Genomic DNA, 17,781 nt, shown 5'->3' on the forward strand with positions numbered 1-17,781 from the left:
GACCTGTCATGGCTGACATCCGCAACAATTTCGTCGGCATCAAATCGCCCAATCCGTTCTGGCTGGCCTCGGCGCCGCCGACCGACAAGGCCTACAATGTCATCCGCGCCTTCAAGGCCGGCTGGGGCGGCGTGGTGTGGAAGACGCTGGGCGAGGAAGGGCCGCCTGTCGTCAACGTCAACGGCCCGCGCTATGGCGCGATCTGGGGTGCCGACCGCCGCCTGCTCGGCCTCAACAACATCGAGTTGATCACCGACCGCGACCTGCAGGTCAATCTGCGCGAGATCAAGCAGGTCAAGAAGGACTGGCCCGACCGCGCCATCGTCGTCTCGCTGATGGTGCCCTGCGTCGAGGAGAGCTGGAAGGCGATCCTGCCGGTGGTCGAGGAGACGGAAGCCGACGGCATCGAGCTCAATTTCGGCTGTCCGCACGGCATGTCGGAACGCGGCATGGGCGCGGCCGTCGGCCAGGTGCCGGAATATATCGAAATGGTTGTGCGCTGGTGCAAGCAGAACACACGCATGCCGGTCATCACCAAGCTGACGCCCAACATCACCGATGTGCGCAAGCCGGCGAGGGCCGCACTCGCCGGCGGTACCGACGCGGTGTCGCTGATCAACACCATCAATTCGATCACCGGTGTCGATCTCGACAATTTTGCGCCGCAACCGACCATCGACGGCAAGGGTTCGCATGGCGGCTATTGCGGCCCGGCGGTGAAGCCGATCGCCATGAACATGGTGGCCGAGATCGCGCGCGATACCGAAACGCGCGGCCTGCCGATCTCCGGCATTGGCGGCATCACCACCTGGCGCGATGCAGCCGAGTTCATGGCGCTCGGCGCCGGCAATGTGCAGGTCTGCACGGCGGCGATGACCTATGGCTTCAAGATCGTGCAGGAGATGATCGCCGGTCTCGAAAACTGGATGGACGAGAAAGGCCATGCCTCGCTCGACGACATTATCGGCCGTGCCACGCCCAACGTCACCGACTGGCAGTATCTCAACCTCAACTATGTCGCCAAGGCGCGTATCGACCAGGACGCCTGCATCAAGTGCGGCCGCTGCCACATCGCCTGCGAGGACACCTCGCACCAGGCGATCACCAGTCTGGTCAATGGCGTCAGGCATTTCGAGGTAATCGAGGCGGAGTGCGTCGGCTGCAATCTGTGCGTCAATGTCTGCCCGGTCGACAATTGCATCACCATGGAGCCGCTGGCCGCCGGCGCTCTGGACCAGCGTACCGGCAGGCCGGTGTCGCCGATCTACGCCAACTGGACCACGCACCCGAACAATCCGATGGCCAAGGTGGCGGCGGAGTAGGGTTTCGTCGCGAGAAGAGCGCCGAGGGCGCAGCAGCTTCCCTTCTCCCCGTCACTATACGGGGAGAAGGTGCCGGCAGGCGGATGAGGGGCGGCGCGACCTTTGGGATGACCTGCCCACCAGTCGCCCCCGCAACTTCGCAAACCTCCTGCGTCACTGACGTCTGGCGCAATCGCCCTGGGTTCGCGCGGGTCGATTTTGTAAGGGCTCAAAAATTAGATTGCAAAGTCGGCGCTGCCCCTCATTGCCCTGCCGGGCATTTCTCCCCGTATAGTGACGGGGAGAAAGAGGCTGTTGTCCGAACCGGATAGATAGGTAACAGAATGGACCTGATGGATGGGTGACAGTTTTCTCCTTCGCTGGGAGGACCGGCGATGGTTTGGCGAGAGACTGGCATCATGGACGAGCGACTTCGGTTTGTTGTGGACTGCCTGGCAGGTGAGGAGACGATGAGCGAGATTTGTGCGGCCTACGGCATCTCTCGCAAGATCGGCTACAAGTGGCTTGGTCGCTATCGTGCGTTGGGCCCGGAAGGTTTGCGCGATCTGCCACGGGCGCCGCTCAATCACGGCCGGGCGACGGCTCTGGATCTGGTGGAACGGATCGTGGCGGCAAAGGAGACGCATCCACTGTGGGGGCCCAAGAAGATCGTGGCGCGGCTCAAGCGCACGGCCCCCGAGCTGCGCTGGCCGTCAGCTTCGACGGCGGGTGCCATCCTTGCACGACATGGGCTTGTGGGCGCGCGCAAGCGGCCACGGCTGCGGGCCTGCGGCAACGGCCCCTGGCCGCCGGCCGAGGAACCGAACGCAGTGTGGACTGGCGACCACAAAGGCTGGTTCCCGACCGGCGACAAGCGGCGTTGCGAGCCCTTGACGGTGATGGATGCGTCAAGCCGCTATCTTCTGGCGCTGGAAGCAACGGGCTCGACGGCCGATGCCGAGGCCTGGCCGGTGTTCGAGCGGTTGTTCGAGGAGCATGGGCTGCCGGATCGCTTCAGAAGCGACAATGGCCCGCCGTTCGCGTCGGCCGGCGTCGCCGGGCTGACGCCACTTGCCGCGCGCTTCGTCAAACTTGGCATCGTGCTGGAGCGGATCGCACCCGGCAAGCCGCAGCAGAACGGCCGCCATGAGCGCTTTCATCTGACCATGCTGCCGCTGGCCAAGCACCCGCAAGCCGACAGAACAGCTCAGGGTCGAGCCTTCGAGGCCTTTCGGCGCAGCTACAATGAGGAGCGACCGCATGAGGCGCTGGCCATGGACACTCCAGCCCAGCATTACCGCCGCTCACAGCGCCTCATGCCAAGAACGCCACCCGAGCCCGATTATCCGGCCGAGGCCGCGGTCCGCCACGTGCGCCACAATGGCGAGATCCGATGGAATGGCGGCTTCATCTATGTCTCGCAAACACTGGCCGGTGAAGCGGTCGCGGCCACCGAAACCGAGGATGGCCAATGGGCGCTTTCCTTCTATGCCCATCCCCTGGGCATCATCGACACGAGGCGCATGAAGCTCGTCCGCCGCAGCGCCGCGCCAACCAAACCGCTTGGCGCTGCGGCGGACGAATAGAGGGGAGAAGTGTTACCTATGTATCCGGTTCAAAGTGTTACCTATCTATCGGCTGGACACTGTCATCGCCGCTTTCGCCAATCACCAGCGTATTCTCGTTTCGAAAGCAGAGGACTCTCCATTTTCCTATTGCAGATAAAAAATATCCACGACAATGTATGTCCATGAATAGGAGATCAATCCCATGAAGCTGGGCGAGGGCGTTGAAGCGGCCATCCACTGCGCGGCCACGCTGGCCAGCGTCGAGGGCAACAGCACCATGCCGGGCGCAGCGCTCGCAGAGTCCTTCGGGCTGTCGCCGAGCTATCTCCTGAAACATCTCAACATGCTGAGCGCGGCGCATATCCTGGAATCGGTGCCGGGACCGGCTGGCGGCTACAGGCTGGCAAAGCCTGCAGAGCGCATCACGCTGCTCGACATCGTGCTGGCCGTCGAAGGACGCGAGCCGGCGTTTCGGTGTGGCGAGATCCGCCGCAACGGCCCGGTCAAGCTCGATGCCTCGGCCTATGTCAAACCCTGCGGCATCAATGCGGCGATGCTGAAGGCCGAGCGCGCCTATCGCGCCGCACTCGCCGAAACCAGGCTGTCCGACATCGTGGCCACTTACCAGGCGGAAGGCGATCCGAGATCGCTTGCCGCGAGCTGCGCTTTCGTGGAGCGCCACCAGCGGCCGCAGAAACCCGGTTCGACAACGCAAACCTAAAACCCCCGAAGCTGTGAAAGGAAAGACGATGAAACAGAGGCTGCAATTTTTCGCCAAGGCGCCCGAAATCATGAAGGCGGTGTCGGCGCTCAACAAGGCGGTCGACGAATGCGGGCTCGAGGTGAGCCTGCTGCACCTGATCAAGCTCAGGGCCTCGCAGATCAACGGTTGCTCCTATTGCGTCGAGATGCACAGCCGCGAGGCGCGGCGCGACGGCGAAACCGAGCAACGGCTCTATCTGGTCGCGGCCTGGAAGGAATCGCCGCTGTTTTCCGAGCGCGAACGCGCCGCCTTGGCCTGGACTGAGGCTGTGACCCTGATCGCCAATGACGGTGTTTCGGATGAGCTCTATGCCCGCACGCTCGCGCATTTCTCGGAAGAGGAACTGGTGAAGCTTTCTGTCGCGATCGGCATGATCAACACCTGGAACCGGCTTTGCATCCCGTTCCATGCCATTCATCCGATGCCGGCTGCCAAAGCAGCCTGATCATCCGATTGTGTTGGGGAGCGCCGCAGGGAGGTGGCGCTCCCGATTGATTTCAAAGGGAGCGTTTCATGCCTGCCGATTTGCCTTCGACCTTGTTGTTCCTCGGCCGCCTGTTGCTCGGCGGCGCTTTTGTCCTCGCCGGCCTGCGCAACATCCAGAACGCGGCCTTCCTCACAGGGCTCATGGCCGCGCGCGGTGTGCCGCGGGCGCGGCTGACGCTTTGGGTCGGCATCGTCCTGCAGATCATCGCGGGCGCGCTGGTGATGGCGGGTCTGTGGACCGCGCTTGCTTGCGCGGTGCTCTTGTTGTTCCTGATCGCCGCCACGCCGATGTTCCACAATTTCTGGGATCACCAGGGTCCGGACCGCGCGGCGCGCATCAACGGCTTCGTCGGCAATGTCGCGCTGGGCGGCGGTTTTCTGACGCTGATCGCGCAGTCGCTTTAGTCGACAGACGTAGGCCGTTCACTGGCTCGGTGCATACAGATAACTTTGATACCTATTGTTAGGATGGCGACGATATTAAAATCCCTGTTCGAAATTTCGTTGAGCGCTAGATGTACATTTTCAGAGGGAGAGCGCGAAGCGAGCTGAGATGGCTGCTAATAGCAGGCATGGTGATGACGATCGTCGTTGTCCTTTCAGACCATTTTCGTTCAATTACGGCCGGAGAAGCTTTTGTATTACTTGACCTTTATTTCATCTCAAGTTTATTGATAATTTTCGTGTTTTTGCGAAATTCAGGTGAAAAAAGCTTGCTAGCGTCACCTGCTTTTTTAGAAAAGTCAGCGACACGGTTCACTCTGTTCATTTTCCTCGTCTATGGATCAGTCGCGCTGTATCCCTTGGTTGAGAAGCGTTTTCGTTCCGAATTTATAGGCGAGATTGGTTTTTTTATTATTCTCTTGGTGATGGGATTTCCCGATGTACTATTTTTCCTGCGAACAAAAACCGATACCGGTAAACCTATATATCAAAAAGCAAGCCTATTCGGCTTTTGGATACTGCTGCTGTTCGTCGTCGCGTCTATCGGTGCAGGGATAATCGCTGGACGCTAGCCCGCTCCGGCTGCCGCGTTCCCTCCATTACGCCGCGAACCGCAGCCCGCCGTCGCAGGTCAGCACCTGGCCGGTCATGAAGCCGTTGGAGACGAGGAAGGCTATCGCCGAAGCGACGTCGTCGGCGCGGCCGATCCTGCCGACCGGCGTCTTGCCGGCATATTCAGCAAAGACCGCCTGCCGCTGCTCGTCCGGCAGAAAATCCCACCAGGGCGTGTCGATGACGCCGGGAGCGACGACATTGACGCGCAGCGGCTTTAGCTCGACAGCCAGGATCGGTGTCACGGTCAGCAACATGCCGTTGACGGCACCGATGCCGGCAACGCCGGGCATGGTGGTCTGAGCTGATACCGCCGATATGAAGGTTACCGATCCGGATTTGTTGAGTGTCGGCAATGCCGCCTGCAGGCAGGACAGTTGCGGCCGCACCTTCTCCTCGACGCCGCTGCCGATGTCGGCGAGATCGAGGGTGTGGAACGGGCCAAGGCCCTTGCCACCGCTTGCCGCCAGAACAAGATGGTCGAACGGGCCGAGACGCTCGAAGAACTGGCGGACCTCCTCCGGCTTTGAAGCATCGAATGCTACCTTGTCAGCGGCACCGCCAAGGCTCTTCCAGGCGCCGTTGAGCTTATCCTGGTTGCGCCCGGTGATGGTCACCTTCATGCCCGGGCCTAGCAGTTTTCGCGCCGTCGCCAGGCCGATGCCGGACGAGCCACCGATGATGACTGTGTGTTCAGTTCCGTCGGTCATGAATGCTGTTCCTTCGATTTTGTGGAAGCCTGGCCGACAAGGTGGAGGCTGAGGCTTCGCAATTGTTGTCGTGCTCCGGCGTCGTAGGCCTGGGGGTCGGCGCGCGCTTCTCGCAGGCCATCGAAATAGAGGCCGCTGCGGCCTTCGAGTGCTGGCGAGGTGGCGAGATTGACGATGGCGTCGGCACCGGTCTCGACCGAACTCCATGGCGTGACCCCGGCCTGCCGGACCATGGTGGTGTTCATGTAGCTCGCCGGATGCAGGGCGTTGACGGTGACGCCCGTGCCTTGCAACTGTTCCGTCAGGTCGACGGTGAACAGGATCTGCGCCAGCTTGCTCTGGCAATAGGCGCGCACGCCGCTATAGCCATGGGTCAGCATGACATCGCCGAAGTCGATCGCCTGTTGGCCGGCGGAGGCGACATTGACGATGCGCGCTGGAGCACTCGCCTTCAGTAGTGGCAGAAGCTCCGAGGTCAGCAGGAAGCCGGCGAGATAATTGACCGCGAAACGCAGTTCATGGCCGTCGGCGCTGATCTGCCGTTTGGCGCCGGCCGTTCCGACGCCGGCATTGTTGATGAGGATATCAAGCCGGCCTGTCTTTTCACGTACGGCCTCGGCGAGGTGGCGAACCTGTGCCAGGGAGGCGAGGTCGGCGGCGAAGAACTCGGCCTTGCCGCCGGCGGCTTCGATATCGGCGACCGTTGCCTTGCCGCGCACAGCATCGCGGCCGTGTACCAGGATGCGGGCGCCGGCCCCGCCCAGCCTTTGCGCGACGACGCGGCCAACGCCGTCGGTCGAGCCGGTGATGAGGATAGTCTTGTCTTTCAGATCCATGTTTGGCAGGTCCATGTTTGGAGCCTCCTGTCTGCTGCTCGCAATGCAAGATGGGACATCGGGCCGATCTCAAACAGTTCAAACTTTATCCTGGTATCGGTACTGCTATAATAGACGCATGGATGCTCCCTCACATTCCGCTGAAGACAGCCGCCGGCGCGAGCTTGGCGCCTTCCTGCGCTCGCGCCGAGAAAGGCTGACGCCGTCCGCAACGGGCATCGCCACGGGCCTCAGGCGTCGCACGCCGGGCCTGCGTCGCGAGGAGGTGGCGATGATCGCCGGCGTCGGCACGACCTGGTACACCTGGCTGGAACAGGGCAGGGACGTCAGGCCCTCGGTCGAGGTGCTGACCGCGCTGAGCGAGGCGTTGCGCCTCGACGCCATCGAGAAGCGCCATCTGTTCATCCTTGCCGGCCGCCAACAGCCGGAGCGCCGCGTGGCCGCACCGGAAAAGGTCGATGGCGCCTTGCTGCACATGCTCCAGAGCCTTGTCCTGCAACCCGCCTATGTCGTCGGCCGGCGCTGGGACGTGCTTGCCTGGAACCCGGCGGCGGTCGCGGTGTTCGGCGATTATGGCCTGCTTGAGGGAGATGCCCGCAACATCGTCCATATGGTCTTCACAAATCCGCACCACCGCCGCTTGCTGGTCGACTGGGAGGAGCTTGCCCGCGTGGTGCTCGCATCGTTTCGCGCCGAAAGCGCCAAATATGTCGGCGATCCGGACTTCGACCGGCTGATCGCGCTGATGATGCGATCGAGCCCGGAGTTCCGCGACTGGTGGCCCCGGCGGGACGTGGCCCGAAGGCTGGCTGGCCTGAAGCACGTCCGGCACCCCACGGCCGGCGCGATGGCCTTCGAGCATATGAGCCTGTCGATCGACGATGGTTCCGACATGCGGCTGGTCGTTTACACGCCGCTCGCCGAGCAGAACTCGATCGCCAAGCTGCAGGCTTTGCTGGACGCGCTGCCGGCCAAGCGGCGCAGCGCCTGAGCGATCGTGGCAAGGCCGAAGTCAGCCCTTCGGCTTCAGTCCCTCGAGGAACAATTGCTCCAGGAACCTCGCCGCATCCTCGAAACGGCCGTCGCCGCCACGGTTCGGGCCGAGCACGGCGCGGACCTGGACGTCGAAGTCGGCGTAATGCTGCGTGGTTGCCCAGATCGAGAAAATCAGGTGCCAGGGATCTGTCCTGGCGATCTTGCCGGCGCGCATCCAGCCCTTGATGACGGCGGCCTTCTCGTCGACCAGCGTCTTCAGCTCGCCGGCCAGCAGCGGCATGATACGTGGCGCGCCTTGCAGGATCTCGTTGGCGAACAGCCGGCTCTCGCGCGGAAAATCGCGCGCCATCTCCAGCTTGCGCCTGATGTAGCTCCTGAGTTCCGTCATCGGATCGCCGATGTCGTCGAGTTCCCTGAGCGGCGCCAGCCATGTGTCGAGCAGGCGCTGCATCAACGTCTCGTGAATGTCTTCCTTGCGGCGGAAATAATAGAGCAGGTTGGGCTTCGACATGCCCGCGGCTTCAGCGATCTGGTCGATGGTCGAGCCACGGAAACCGTTGGTGGAGAACACCTCGAGGGCTGCTTCCAGGATCAGTTCGCGCTTTTCCTGCTGTATGCGGGTGCGGCGAGGGGCTTCCGTGCCGGTGTTCACCGTTGCGACACCTCGTGTTCAGGATCATCTGGACCAATTCTCTGGACCAGTTTTTCCCCAGGCTGTGGAACGCACTTCAGGAGCCGCATTTCCGCTAGTAATCCCTTGACCGCCGACAGGGCGGTGCTAACGTTTGTCCAATCGGTCAAAAATTTGCGTAGCACGAAAGCGCGGCAAAGACCAAGCGTTGGACGCACCGAAACAGGTTACAAGGGGAAGTCTTGGTCATGTCCAACCGGCTGAAAGTCACGCCGAACGATCTCAGCGCATTCTGGATGCCATTCACGGCAAACCGGCAGTTCAAGCAGGCGCCACGCATGTTCGTGTCCGCCAAGGACATGCACTACACGACCAGCGATGGCCGCAAGGTGCTGGACGGCACCGCGGGCCTGTGGTGCGTCAATGCCGGCCACTGCCGGCCGAAGATCACCGAGGCGATTCAGCATCAGGCCGCCGAGCTCGATTATGCGCCGGCCTTCCAGATGGGCCATCCCATCGTGTTCGAACTGGCCAACCGGCTCGTCGACATCGCGCCCAAGGGCATGGACCATGTGTTCTTCACCAATTCCGGTTCGGAATCGGTCGAGACCGCGCTGAAAATGGCTATCGCCTATCACCGGGTGAAGGGCGAGGGCTCGCGCACCCGCCTGATCGGCCGCGAGCGCGGCTATCACGGCGTCAATTTCGGCGGCATCTCGGTCGGCGGCATCGTCACCAACCGCAAGATGTTCGGCACGCTGCTCGGCGGCGTCGACCACATGCCGCACACCCATTTGCCGGAGAAGAACGCTTTCTCGAAGGGCGTGCCGGAATATGGCGCGGAGCTCGCCAACGAACTGGAGCGCATCGTTACGCTCCATGACGCGTCGACCATCGCCGCCGTCATCGTCGAGCCGGTCGCCGGTTCCACCGGCGTCATCCTGCCGCCCAAGGGTTATCTCGCGAAGCTTCGCGAAATCTGCACCAAGCACGGCATCCTGTTGATCTTCGACGAGGTCATCACCGGTTTCGGGCGTCTCGGCGCACCGTTCGCCGCCGATTATTTCGGCGTCACGCCCGACATCATGACCACCGCCAAGGGTGTCTCCAACGGCGTCATCCCGATGGGCGCGGTGTTCGTGAAGAAGGAAATCCACGACGCCTTCATGACCGGCCCGGAGCACATGATCGAGTTCTTCCACGGCTACACCTATTCGGGCAATCCGGTCGCCTGCGCGGCGGCACTCGGCACGCTCGACACCTACAAGGAAGAGGGGCTGCTGACCCGTGGCGAGGAACTGGCACCCTATTGGGAAGACGCGCTGCATTCGCTGAAGGGCGAGCCGCATGTCATCGACATCAGGAATATCGGCCTGATCGGCGCGATCGAACTGGCGCCCATCGCCGGCAGCCCGACCAAGCGGGCCTTCTCGGCCTTCGTCAAGGCGTTCGAGCGCGGCGCGCTGATCCGCACCACCGGCGATATCATCGCACTGTCGCCGCCGCTGATCATCACCAAGGGCCAGATCAACGAACTGATCGACTATGTGCGCGAAGTGCTGAGGTCGATAGATTGAAGATCTGGGCGCGGATATCCCTCCCCCTCGAGGGGAGGGTGGCCGCGAAGCGGTCGGGTGGGGTCCGTGCGACCGGGCGCCGACCTGATATTTTGCCGCGAGGCTGCCTCTGATGCCCCGTACCCGCGTGAGCTTCGAAATGCGCCAGAAAGCACGTACGCTTCGAGTTCACGCGACCAAGGGCGAATCGCTGTTGTGGTACGAGCTGCGCGAGCTGAAAGCGGCTGGCATCAAGTTTCGCCGCCAGTGCCCGATCGGCCCCTATATCGTCGACTTTGCTTGCCTCGGGGTAAAGCTGATCGTGGAGGTCGACGGTGATATGCACGAGCATGAGAAGGGCAAACGCCACGATGCCGTTCGTGATGCGTATCTGCGTTCGCTCGGCTTTGATGTCTTTCGTGTTGACGAGCCCGATGTCATAAATAGCGCGTGGCATGTCGCGCAGGTGGTCAAGGGGAAGGTCGAGTCTATGTCAGGCGACCCCACCCGACCGCTTCGCGGCCACCCTCCCCTCGAGGGGGAGGGGGACGTTGGCGCCCCGCAATCGATAGGGTTTTAGAGCATGGCCGCACCCGGCGAGAATCTGCGAATCAATTCAGATCGTTTGTGGGATTCGATCATGGAGATGGCGAAGATCGGCCCCGGCATTGCCGGCGGCAACAATCGCCAGACCGTGACCGATGAGGACGGCGAGGGCCGGCACCTGTTCAAGCGCTGGTGCGATGCGGCCGGGCTCGACATGGGCGTCGACGAGATGGGCACGATGTTTGCCCGCCGCGAAGGCACCGACCCCAGCCTGCCGCCGGTCTACGTCGGCAGCCATCTCGACACGCAGCCGACCGGTGGCAAGTATGACGGCGTGCTCGGCGTGCTCGGCGGCCTGGAGATCGTGCGTTCGCTCAACGATCTCGGCATCAAAACCAAACATCCGATCGTCGTCACCAACTGGACCAACGAGGAAGGCGCTCGCTTCGCGCCGGCGATGATGGCATCCGGCGTGTTCGCCGGCGTGCTCGACCAGGCCGACGTCTACGAGCATACCGACAAGAACGGCAAGAAATTCGGCGAGGAGCTGGAGCGCATCGGCTGGAAGGGTTCGGAGAAGGTCGGCGACCGCAAGATTCACGCCTTTTTCGAATTGCATATCGAGCAAGGCCCGATCCTCGAGGACGAAGATATCGACATCGGCGTCGTCACCCACGGCCAGGGACTGAAATGGCTGCAGGTGACGCTGACCGGCAAGGAGGCGCATACCGGCTCGACGCCGATGCCCAAGCGCCGCAATGCCGGGCTCGGCATGGCCCGGGTGATCGAACTGGTGCACGAGATCGCCATGGACTACCAGCCCGACGCCGTCGGCGCGGTCGGCCATATGGAAGTCTATCCCAACTCGCGCAACATCATCGCCGGACGCACCGTCTTCACCATCGATATCCGCTCGCCGGAGAAGGAAGTGCTCGACGCCATGGATGGCCGTATCCGCGAAGGCATCGAGACGATCTGCGATGCGCTCGACATCCAGTACAAGATCGAACAGGTCGGCCATTTCGATCCGGTGACCTTCGATGCCGGCTGCGTCAAGGCGATCCGCGATGCCGCCGAACGGCTCGGCTATACGCACCGCAACATCGTCTCCGGCGCCGGCCACGACGCCTGCTGGATCAACCGCGTCGCTCCGACCGCCATGGTGATGTGCCCCTGCGTTGATGGGTTGAGCCACAACGAGGCAGAGGAGATCACCAAGGAATGGGCGAGCGCTGGCGCCGACGTGCTGTTCCATGCGGTGGTGGAGACGGCTGTCATCGTGGAGTGAATTCAAAGATTTACCTTCCAAACGCCGCTCGCAAAGAAGCGCGAAGAGAACAAGGGAACAAGAAAATGACCAAAGTCATCAAGAACGGCACCGTCGTCACCGCCGACCGCACATGGAAGGCCGACGTGCTGTTCAGCCACGGCAAGATCGTCGCCATCGGCTCGGATCTGCATGGCGACCACGAGTATGACGCCACCGGCTGTTACATCATGCCGGGCGGCATCGATCCGCACACCCATCTCGAAATGCCGTTCATGGGCACCTATTCGGCCGACGATTTCGAATCCGGCACGCGGGCCGCCCTTGCCGGCGGGACGACGATGGTGGTCGATTTCTGCCTGCCGGCGCCGCAGCAATCGCTGCTCGAAGCCCTGCAGATGTGGGACAACAAGACCTCCAAGGCTGCCTGCGACTACTCCTTCCACATGGCGGTCACCTGGTGGAGCAAGCAGGTGTTCGACGAGATGGCAACCGTCGTCGACAAGGGCATCACCTCGTTCAAGCACTTCATGGCCTACAAGGGCGCGCTGATGGTGGATGACGACGAGATGTATGCGTCGTTCCAGCGCTGCGCCGACCTTGGCGCGCTGCCGCTGGTGCACGCCGAGAATGGCGACGTGGTCGCGGCCCTTTCGCAGAAGCTGCTGGCAGCCGGCAATAACGGTCCCGAGGGCCACGCCTATTCGCGTCCACCGGAAGTGGAAGGCGAGGCGACCAACCGTGCCATCATGATCGCTGATATGGCCGGCGTGCCGCTTTACGTCGTGCATGTCTCCTGCGAGCAGAGCCATGAGGCGATCCGCCGGGCGCGCCAGAAGGGCATGCGGGTGTTCGGTGAGCCGCTGATCCAGCACCTGACGCTGGACGAGAGCGAGTATTTCAACAAGGACTGGGACCATGCGGCGCGCCGCGTGATGAGCCCGCCCTTCCGCAACAAACTGCACCAGGAATCGCTGTGGGCCGGCCTGCAGGCAGGCTCCCTGCAAGTGGTCGCGACCGACCATTGCGCTTTCACCACCAAGCAGAAACGCAACGGCGTCGGCGATTTCACCAAGATTCCGAACGGCACCGGCGGCCTCGAGGATCGCATGCCGGTGCTGTGGACCAAGGGCGTCAACACCGGGCGGCTGACAATGAACGAGTTCGTCGCGGTGACCTCGACCAACATCGCAAAGATACTCAACATGTACCCGAAGAAGGGCGCCATCGTCGAAGGCGCGGATGCCGACATCATCGTCTGGGATCCGAAACGCAAAAAGACGATTTCGTCGAAGAAGCAGCAGTCGGTCATCGACTACAATGTGTTCGAAGGTGTCGAGGTGACCGGCCTGCCGCGCTTCGTGTTCTCGCGCGGCGAGCTGTCGATCGAGGAAGCCGAGGTCAAGGCCAAGCCCGGCCACGGCCAATTCGTCGGACGAGAGCCCAACGCGGCGGTCAACCGGGCGCTGTCGACGTGGAAGGACATCACCGCGCCGCGCAAGGTGGAACGGTCAGGCATCCCGGCGACGGGGGTCTGAGCTTGGCGCGTTCGGCCGCGCTGATCTCGGTGGTCTTGGCGGCTGTTGCCGGTGGTCCGGCAAATGCGGCCGGCGTGCTGCCTGGTTCCTGGGGCAACGATGTCGGCTGCGCCGGCGTGAAGGCCGGCTACCAGGACAGTGATGCCTATATCCTGCTGACCGCGGAAGGCATCGAGACCTATGGCAGTGGTTGCCGGTTCGACCAGCAATTGACGTCGGCGCTCGGTACGCAATCGCTGCGTTCGACCTGTTCCGCCGAGGGCGAGGCGGGAACGACGGTCGAAACAATCCTGGTCACCAACAAGGGAGAGGCTGGCTTCTTCGTCACCATTCCCGGCCTGGAAGAACTGGGGCCGCTGCAATCATGTTCTTGACGTTGGGCAATGGGGGAATGAGCATGCGTGGTTATGGTCTGTCTGTTGCGATGGTTGCCGTTCTGGCTGCTGGCCAGGCTTTCGCGGCAGGCATCGACCTGTCGAAACCCTATGGCGACAAATATGGCTGCATCAACCGCAACGGCCAGGAAGTCGCCGCCGATCAGATGCTGCTTTTGACCGCCAAGGAATTGATCACCGCCGCCAGCGCCTGCACGTTCACGAAGACGCAAACGCTGGCTGACGGATCGCTCGTAGCGACGGCGACATGTGAGGCGGAAGGTGAAGAGGGACAGGAGCCGACCAAATTCACCATCAAGCGCAGCGCCAAGAACGCCAAGAAGCTGACGGTCGCCGATGAGGACGGCAATGTGATGGGGGAAGTCGCGCGGTGCAAATGACCGCGCTCCCGTCGGCGTCAGGCGACCAGCGCATCCAGTTCCGGCAGCAGGACGACGCTTTCCTGTTCATTGGGATCGGTGCGGGCGATGACGGCCGAAGACGGGGCGTTGCTCAGATTGGCCGGAAGATGCGGCACGCCGGCCGGAATGTAGAAGAGGTCGCCGGCCTTGACGACGATGTGATGTTCGAGCCTGTCGCCGTACCAGGTATGGACCTCGCCGGAGAGCACGTAGATCGCCGTTTCATGGTTCTCGTGCAGATGCGCCTTGGCGCGAGCGCCGGGCGGCATGGTGAGCACATGCATGCAGATGCCGGAGGAGCCTACCGACCCCGTTGCAATACCGGCGAAATAGGTCAAACCCTGCTTGCCTTCATAAGTGCTTTCAGGGCGGATAAGATGACAAGTGGGTTTGGGCGACATCGGGGAAACTCCGGGCGTCGATTGAGCGAAACAGGGCCAATGGGACAGGGCGAGTGGAAAACAACATCGCGATAAAAGCAATCGGAATCCGGCCGGCGCCCCTGTGGCGGGAACAGGCAGGCCGCGGCCGATGACAGGGATTTCGCCAGCCGTCGTCGCGGCAAGCAAACTTGGCCTCACTTTCCAGACCAATGACGGACCGGTCCAGGCGCTGTCCAATGTCGACCTGACCATCGGCAAGGGCGAGTTCGTCTCCTTCATCGGGCCGTCGGGCTGCGGCAAGACCACCTTGCTGCGCGTCATAGCGGACCTGGAGAAGCCGACCTCGGGAACGATCTCGGTCAACGGCATGACAGCAGAACAGGCGCGCGAGAAACGCGCCTATGGCTATGTCTTCCAGGCCGCCGCCCTGTTTCCCTGGCGCACCATCGAGCGCAACGTCGCGCTGCCGCTCGAGATCATGGGTCTGTCCAGGGCCGAGCAGGGCGAACGGATCAAGCGCACGCTCGACCTCGTCAACCTCGCGGGTTTCGAGAAGAAATATCCCTGGCAGCTTTCCGGCGGCATGCAGCAGCGCGCCTCGATCGCCCGCGCGCTGGCCTTCGATGCCGACCTGCTTTTGATGGACGAACCGTTCGGCGCGCTGGACGAGATCGTGCGCGACCACCTCAACGAGCAGTTGCTGAAGCTGTGGGGGCGCACCAACAAGACCATCTGCTTCGTCACCCACTCCATTCCCGAAGCCGTGTATCTCTCGACGCGGATCGTCGTCATGTCGCCGCGCCCGGGCCGGGTCAGCGACATCATCGAATCGACACTGCCGAAGGAGCGGCCGCTCGACATCCGCGAGACGCCGGAATTCCTGGCAATTGCCGCGCGCGTCCGCGATGGCTTGAGGGCAGGGCACAGCTATGATGATTGAGCGGGCGGGAGATGAGTTCCCTCCTCCCCACGGGGAGAGGGTGGCCGGAGCGAAGCGGAGGTCGGGTGAGGCCAACCACGCCTTCGTCATCCTAGGGCGGAGCCGACGCGAAGCGGCGTGCGCAGACCCTAGGATCCATGCCGTGACGCCGGCCGAAGGGTGCAAGCGGCTGAGAATACCCGCCACGCAGAGCGAGGCGCAGGCAGCCATATTCCGCGCCGCTGCGGGTCGGACAGGTAACGGCATGGATCCTAGGGTCTGCGCCGCGTCGCTTCGCTCCTTGCTTCGCCCTAGGATGACGAAGAATGGGTGGCATCGCTCTCTCCCGTTGGCGGGAAGAAGGGAATGTCCCTGATGGACACCTTCCGCGACAAGCTCATCCCGGTCACCTCGATCCTCTTGGGCGTCGTCGTGCTCTGGTACGTCGTCGCCGTTATCCTCAACGCGCCGTTCCAGCGCGATCTCGATAGCCGTGCCAACGAAACCCCCGGCACCGTCGAATTCATCGGCAAGACGCTGGCGCAGCCGAAGCCGACGCTGCCGGCGCCGCATCAGGTGGCGGTGAATTTCTTCGAAAACACCTTCCTGCGGCCCATCAATTCGAACCGCAGCCTCGTCTATAATGCCTGGGTGACGCTGTCCTCGACGCTGCTCGGCTTTGCCTTCGGCACCGCGCTCGGCATCATCATCGCCGTCGGCATCGTGCATGTGGCGACGCTCGACCGCAGCCTGATGCCGTGGATCATCGCCTCGCAAACGATTCCGATCCTGGCGGTGGCGCCGATGATCATCGTCGTTCTGGCGGCGGTCGGCATCACCGGGCTGATCCCGAAGGCGATGATCTCGACCTATCTGTCCTTCTTTCCGGTGACGGTGGGCATGGTGAAGGGACTACGCTCGCCCGAGATCATGCATCTCGACCTGATGCACACCTACAATGCCAGTGCCTCGCAGACCTTCTGGAAGCTGCGGGTGCCGGCCTCAGTGCCGCTCCTGTTCACCTCGATGAAGGTGGCGGTGGCGGCAAGCCTGGTCGGCGCCATCGTCGGCGAACTGCCGACCGGTGCGGTCGCGGGCATCGGCGCCAAGCTGCTCGCCGGCGCCTATTACAGCCAGTCGATCGACATCTGGTCGGCGCTGGTTGCCGGTTCGATCGTGGCGGCACTTCTGGTCATGGTGGTCGGCATTGCCGGGCGCCTCGTCGACCGCGCCATGGGCGGGAGGCCGGCATGAACTGGCTGAAGCCATCCTGGCAAGCGGTGCTGGCGATCGTGCTGTGCGTGATCGCAATGGCGCTCGGCGCGATGTCGAAGCCGGAAGCGGCAGCGCTCGCGGACCCGACCGCAAGCATCAACTATCCCTACATCGGAACGAAGAGCTTGATGCTCGCCTTGGCCATAGTGGCGGCGCTGATCTCGATGATCAGGATTCCTTCGCTTGCGGAAGCCGTCGTCCTGTTTGCCGGCGCCCATCTCGTCGCCTGGTTGCTGATCTCAGGCATTGCAGGTTTTGAAGGCTCGGCACTGGCACCGTACTTTTTGCTGCTCACGGCGGCCTGGCTGCTTGGCTGTCGTTGCGTGGCGGTGTTGTCGGGGCTTCGCCCGATGGCAAATTGGGCACGCACCGCGCTCCGCCTGATCATCCCGGCCATCTTCGGCGCCTGGATCCTGATCATCTGGGAAGCGGTGACGCGTGGCGCCGGCATTCCCTTCATCCTGCTGCCGCCGCCGAGCGCCATCGGCGCGCGCATCGCCGGTTCGCTGCCGATACTCGGCGCCGACGTCCGGCAGACCATCTTCAAGGCGGTAATCTTCGGCTATGTCGTGGGCAGCGGCGCCGGCTTCATCACCGCGATCCTGGCCGACCGGGTGCCGTTCCTGCGGCGCGGGCTGCTGCCGATCGGCAACATGGTGTCGGCACTGCCGATCATCGGCGTAGCGCCCATCATGGTGATGTGGTTCGGCTTCGACTGGCAGTCCAAGGCGGCTGTCGTCATCATCATGACCTTCTTCCCGATGCTGGTGAACACGGTAGCCGGCCTCGCCGCTTCCGGCCATATGGAGCGCGACCTGATGCGCACCTATGCGTCGGGCTACTGGCCGACGCTCATCAAGTTAAGGCTGCCGGCCGCAGCACCTTTCATCTTCAACGCGCTGAAGATCAACTCGACGCTGGCGCTGATCGGCGCCATCGTCGCCGAGTTCTTCGGCACGCCTGTCGTCGGCATGGGCTTCCGCATCTCGACCGAGGTCGGGCGGATGAACATCGACATGGTCTGGGCCGAAATCGCAGTTGCAGCACTTGCGGGTTCGGTCTTTTATGGCGTGGTCGCTCTTGTCGAAAGAGCCGTCACGTTTTGGCATCCCTCTGTCCGTGGTGGATAGGGGCGGTGGGTTTAGGGCACTAAC

The 17,781-nt window shown here is 62.7% G+C and carries 20 protein-coding genes; 16 read left to right on the forward strand and 4 right to left on the reverse strand.

Translation table 11 applies throughout. From position 1 onward, the window contains the following. Positions 1–8 precede the first annotated feature (8 nt). From preA to AC0NIH_RS16115, 6 genes are all read left to right on the forward strand, one after another. On the forward strand, positions 9–1,322 hold the full coding sequence (gene preA, locus AC0NIH_RS16090) for an NAD-dependent dihydropyrimidine dehydrogenase subunit PreA (RefSeq protein WP_473469224.1): 1,314 nt from the start codon (positions 9–11) through the stop codon (positions 1,320–1,322). Between the two features lie 374 nt (positions 1,323–1,696). After that, positions 1,697–2,887, forward strand: a complete 1,191-nt coding sequence (locus AC0NIH_RS16095) for an integrase core domain-containing protein (protein WP_023767545.1) — start codon at positions 1,697–1,699, stop codon at positions 2,885–2,887. A gap of 184 nt (positions 2,888–3,071) precedes the next feature. Beyond that, complete coding sequence (locus AC0NIH_RS16100; protein WP_473462182.1) at positions 3,072–3,590, forward strand: RrF2 family transcriptional regulator; 519 nt, start codon at positions 3,072–3,074, stop codon at positions 3,588–3,590. Between the two features lie 28 nt (positions 3,591–3,618). Further along, positions 3,619–4,077 (forward strand): carboxymuconolactone decarboxylase family protein, encoded by a 459-nt coding sequence (locus AC0NIH_RS16105; protein ID WP_473462180.1) that lies wholly within the window; start codon positions 3,619–3,621, stop codon positions 4,075–4,077. A gap of 68 nt (positions 4,078–4,145) precedes the next feature. Beyond that, positions 4,146–4,523 carry a DoxX family protein gene (locus AC0NIH_RS16110; protein WP_473462178.1) on the forward strand — a complete coding sequence of 126 codons (378 nt, stop codon included), beginning with the start codon at positions 4,146–4,148 and terminating at the stop codon, positions 4,521–4,523. Between the two features lie 173 nt (positions 4,524–4,696). Further along, positions 4,697–5,134, forward strand: coding sequence for a hypothetical protein (locus tag AC0NIH_RS16115; RefSeq protein ID WP_473462176.1), 438 nt, complete (start codon positions 4,697–4,699; stop codon positions 5,132–5,134). 27 nt (positions 5,135–5,161) lie between these two features. Here the strand turns inward: AC0NIH_RS16115 and AC0NIH_RS16120 are convergent, their stop codons facing one another. After that, positions 5,162–5,884: an SDR family oxidoreductase gene (locus AC0NIH_RS16120; protein WP_352714890.1), complete on the reverse strand. Its 723-nt coding sequence runs from the start codon at positions 5,882–5,884 to the stop codon at positions 5,162–5,164. Then, the gene (locus AC0NIH_RS16125) at positions 5,881–6,720 is read right to left on the reverse strand and encodes an SDR family NAD(P)-dependent oxidoreductase (RefSeq protein ID WP_473462208.1); all 840 of its coding nucleotides are present in this window, start codon (positions 6,718–6,720) and stop codon (positions 5,881–5,883) included. Before AC0NIH_RS16125 ends, AC0NIH_RS16120 begins: the two co-directional genes overlap by 4 nt. A gap of 118 nt (positions 6,721–6,838) precedes the next feature. On the opposite strand from AC0NIH_RS16125, the gene AC0NIH_RS16130 reads away from it, so the two are divergent. Further along, a complete protein-coding gene (locus AC0NIH_RS16130; RefSeq protein WP_023777994.1) occupies positions 6,839–7,711 on the forward strand; it encodes a helix-turn-helix transcriptional regulator in 873 nt (290 codons plus the stop codon). A 21-nt stretch (positions 7,712–7,732) separates the two neighbouring features. On the opposite strand, the gene AC0NIH_RS16135 is transcribed toward AC0NIH_RS16130, so the two are convergent. Continuing rightward, positions 7,733–8,368 carry a TetR family transcriptional regulator C-terminal domain-containing protein gene (locus AC0NIH_RS16135; RefSeq protein WP_013894611.1) on the reverse strand — a complete coding sequence of 212 codons (636 nt, stop codon included), beginning with the start codon at positions 8,366–8,368 and terminating at the stop codon, positions 7,733–7,735. Between the two features lie 227 nt (positions 8,369–8,595). On the opposite strand from AC0NIH_RS16135, the gene aptA reads away from it, so the two are divergent. The 6 genes from aptA (at position 8,596) to AC0NIH_RS16165 (ending at position 14,029) form a co-directional block, all read left to right on the forward strand. Continuing rightward, complete coding sequence (aptA, locus tag AC0NIH_RS16140; protein WP_473462173.1) at positions 8,596–9,924, forward strand: omega-aminotransferase AptA; 1,329 nt, start codon at positions 8,596–8,598, stop codon at positions 9,922–9,924. Positions 9,925–10,036: 112 nt separating this feature from the next. Then, the gene (locus tag AC0NIH_RS16145) at positions 10,037–10,483 is read left to right on the forward strand and encodes an endonuclease domain-containing protein (protein ID WP_287272155.1); all 447 of its coding nucleotides are present in this window, start codon (positions 10,037–10,039) and stop codon (positions 10,481–10,483) included. 3 nt (positions 10,484–10,486) lie between these two features. After that, complete coding sequence (locus AC0NIH_RS16150) at positions 10,487–11,737, forward strand: Zn-dependent hydrolase (protein WP_249490892.1); 1,251 nt, start codon at positions 10,487–10,489, stop codon at positions 11,735–11,737. A gap of 65 nt (positions 11,738–11,802) precedes the next feature. Then, a complete protein-coding gene (hydA, locus tag AC0NIH_RS16155; RefSeq protein ID WP_287272157.1) occupies positions 11,803–13,254 on the forward strand; it encodes a dihydropyrimidinase in 1,452 nt (483 codons plus the stop codon). 2 nt (positions 13,255–13,256) lie between these two features. Further along, positions 13,257–13,628, forward strand: a complete 372-nt coding sequence (locus tag AC0NIH_RS16160; protein ID WP_352714879.1) for a hypothetical protein — start codon at positions 13,257–13,259, stop codon at positions 13,626–13,628. 23 nt (positions 13,629–13,651) lie between these two features. Next, a complete protein-coding gene (locus AC0NIH_RS16165) occupies positions 13,652–14,029 on the forward strand; it encodes a hypothetical protein (RefSeq protein ID WP_023777999.1) in 378 nt (125 codons plus the stop codon). 17 nt (positions 14,030–14,046) lie between these two features. Here the strand turns inward: AC0NIH_RS16165 and AC0NIH_RS16170 are convergent, their stop codons facing one another. Next, the gene (locus AC0NIH_RS16170) at positions 14,047–14,451 is read right to left on the reverse strand and encodes a cupin domain-containing protein (protein WP_473462168.1); all 405 of its coding nucleotides are present in this window, start codon (positions 14,449–14,451) and stop codon (positions 14,047–14,049) included. Between the two features lie 130 nt (positions 14,452–14,581). Here AC0NIH_RS16170 and AC0NIH_RS16175 point away from each other — a divergent pair, with 130 nt between their 5' ends. The 3 genes from AC0NIH_RS16175 to AC0NIH_RS16185 all read left to right on the forward strand — a co-directional run bounded on the left by AC0NIH_RS16175 (position 14,582) and on the right by AC0NIH_RS16185 (position 17,757). Next, on the forward strand, positions 14,582–15,373 hold the full coding sequence (locus tag AC0NIH_RS16175; protein WP_473462166.1) for an ABC transporter ATP-binding protein: 792 nt from the start codon (positions 14,582–14,584) through the stop codon (positions 15,371–15,373). A gap of 354 nt (positions 15,374–15,727) precedes the next feature. Next, entirely contained in the window at positions 15,728–16,606 is an 879-nt protein-coding gene (locus AC0NIH_RS16180; protein ID WP_473462205.1) for an ABC transporter permease, read from the forward strand. Beyond that, complete coding sequence (locus AC0NIH_RS16185) at positions 16,603–17,757, forward strand: ABC transporter permease (RefSeq protein WP_473462163.1); 1,155 nt, start codon at positions 16,603–16,605, stop codon at positions 17,755–17,757. The genes AC0NIH_RS16180 and AC0NIH_RS16185 overlap by 4 nt, the downstream gene beginning before the upstream one ends. The last annotated feature ends 24 nt before the right edge of the window (positions 17,758–17,781 follow it).

It is taken from the genome of Mesorhizobium sp. WSM1386 (assembly GCF_055901595.1).

Excerpts from the sequence above, each read along its gene's own strand:
- preA (WP_473469224.1), top strand. The coding sequence starts at position 9 with ATGGCTGACATCCGCAACAATTTCGTCGGCATCAAATCGCCCAATCCG.
- AC0NIH_RS16095 (WP_023767545.1), top strand. The coding sequence starts at position 1,697 with ATGGTTTGGCGAGAGACTGGCATCATGGACGAGCGACTTCGGTTTGTT.
- AC0NIH_RS16100 (WP_473462182.1), top strand. The coding sequence starts at position 3,072 with ATGAAGCTGGGCGAGGGCGTTGAAGCGGCCATCCACTGCGCGGCCACG.
- AC0NIH_RS16105 (WP_473462180.1), top strand. The coding sequence starts at position 3,619 with ATGAAACAGAGGCTGCAATTTTTCGCCAAGGCGCCCGAAATCATGAAG.
- AC0NIH_RS16110 (WP_473462178.1), top strand. The coding sequence starts at position 4,146 with ATGCCTGCCGATTTGCCTTCGACCTTGTTGTTCCTCGGCCGCCTGTTG.
- AC0NIH_RS16115 (WP_473462176.1), top strand. The coding sequence starts at position 4,697 with ATGACGATCGTCGTTGTCCTTTCAGACCATTTTCGTTCAATTACGGCC.
- AC0NIH_RS16120 (WP_352714890.1), bottom strand. The coding sequence starts at position 5,884 with ATGACCGACGGAACTGAACACACAGTCATCATCGGTGGCTCGTCCGGC.
- AC0NIH_RS16125 (WP_473462208.1), bottom strand. The coding sequence starts at position 6,720 with ATGGATCTGAAAGACAAGACTATCCTCATCACCGGCTCGACCGACGGC.
- AC0NIH_RS16130 (WP_023777994.1), top strand. The coding sequence starts at position 6,839 with ATGGATGCTCCCTCACATTCCGCTGAAGACAGCCGCCGGCGCGAGCTT.
- aptA (WP_473462173.1), top strand. The coding sequence starts at position 8,596 with ATGTCCAACCGGCTGAAAGTCACGCCGAACGATCTCAGCGCATTCTGG.
- AC0NIH_RS16145 (WP_287272155.1), top strand. The coding sequence starts at position 10,037 with ATGCCCCGTACCCGCGTGAGCTTCGAAATGCGCCAGAAAGCACGTACG.
- AC0NIH_RS16150 (WP_249490892.1), top strand. The coding sequence starts at position 10,487 with ATGGCCGCACCCGGCGAGAATCTGCGAATCAATTCAGATCGTTTGTGG.
- hydA (WP_287272157.1), top strand. The coding sequence starts at position 11,803 with ATGACCAAAGTCATCAAGAACGGCACCGTCGTCACCGCCGACCGCACA.
- AC0NIH_RS16165 (WP_023777999.1), top strand. The coding sequence starts at position 13,652 with ATGCGTGGTTATGGTCTGTCTGTTGCGATGGTTGCCGTTCTGGCTGCT.
- AC0NIH_RS16170 (WP_473462168.1), bottom strand. The coding sequence starts at position 14,451 with ATGTCGCCCAAACCCACTTGTCATCTTATCCGCCCTGAAAGCACTTAT.
- AC0NIH_RS16175 (WP_473462166.1), top strand. The coding sequence starts at position 14,582 with ATGACAGGGATTTCGCCAGCCGTCGTCGCGGCAAGCAAACTTGGCCTC.
- AC0NIH_RS16180 (WP_473462205.1), top strand. The coding sequence starts at position 15,728 with ATGGACACCTTCCGCGACAAGCTCATCCCGGTCACCTCGATCCTCTTG.
- AC0NIH_RS16185 (WP_473462163.1), top strand. The coding sequence starts at position 16,603 with ATGAACTGGCTGAAGCCATCCTGGCAAGCGGTGCTGGCGATCGTGCTG.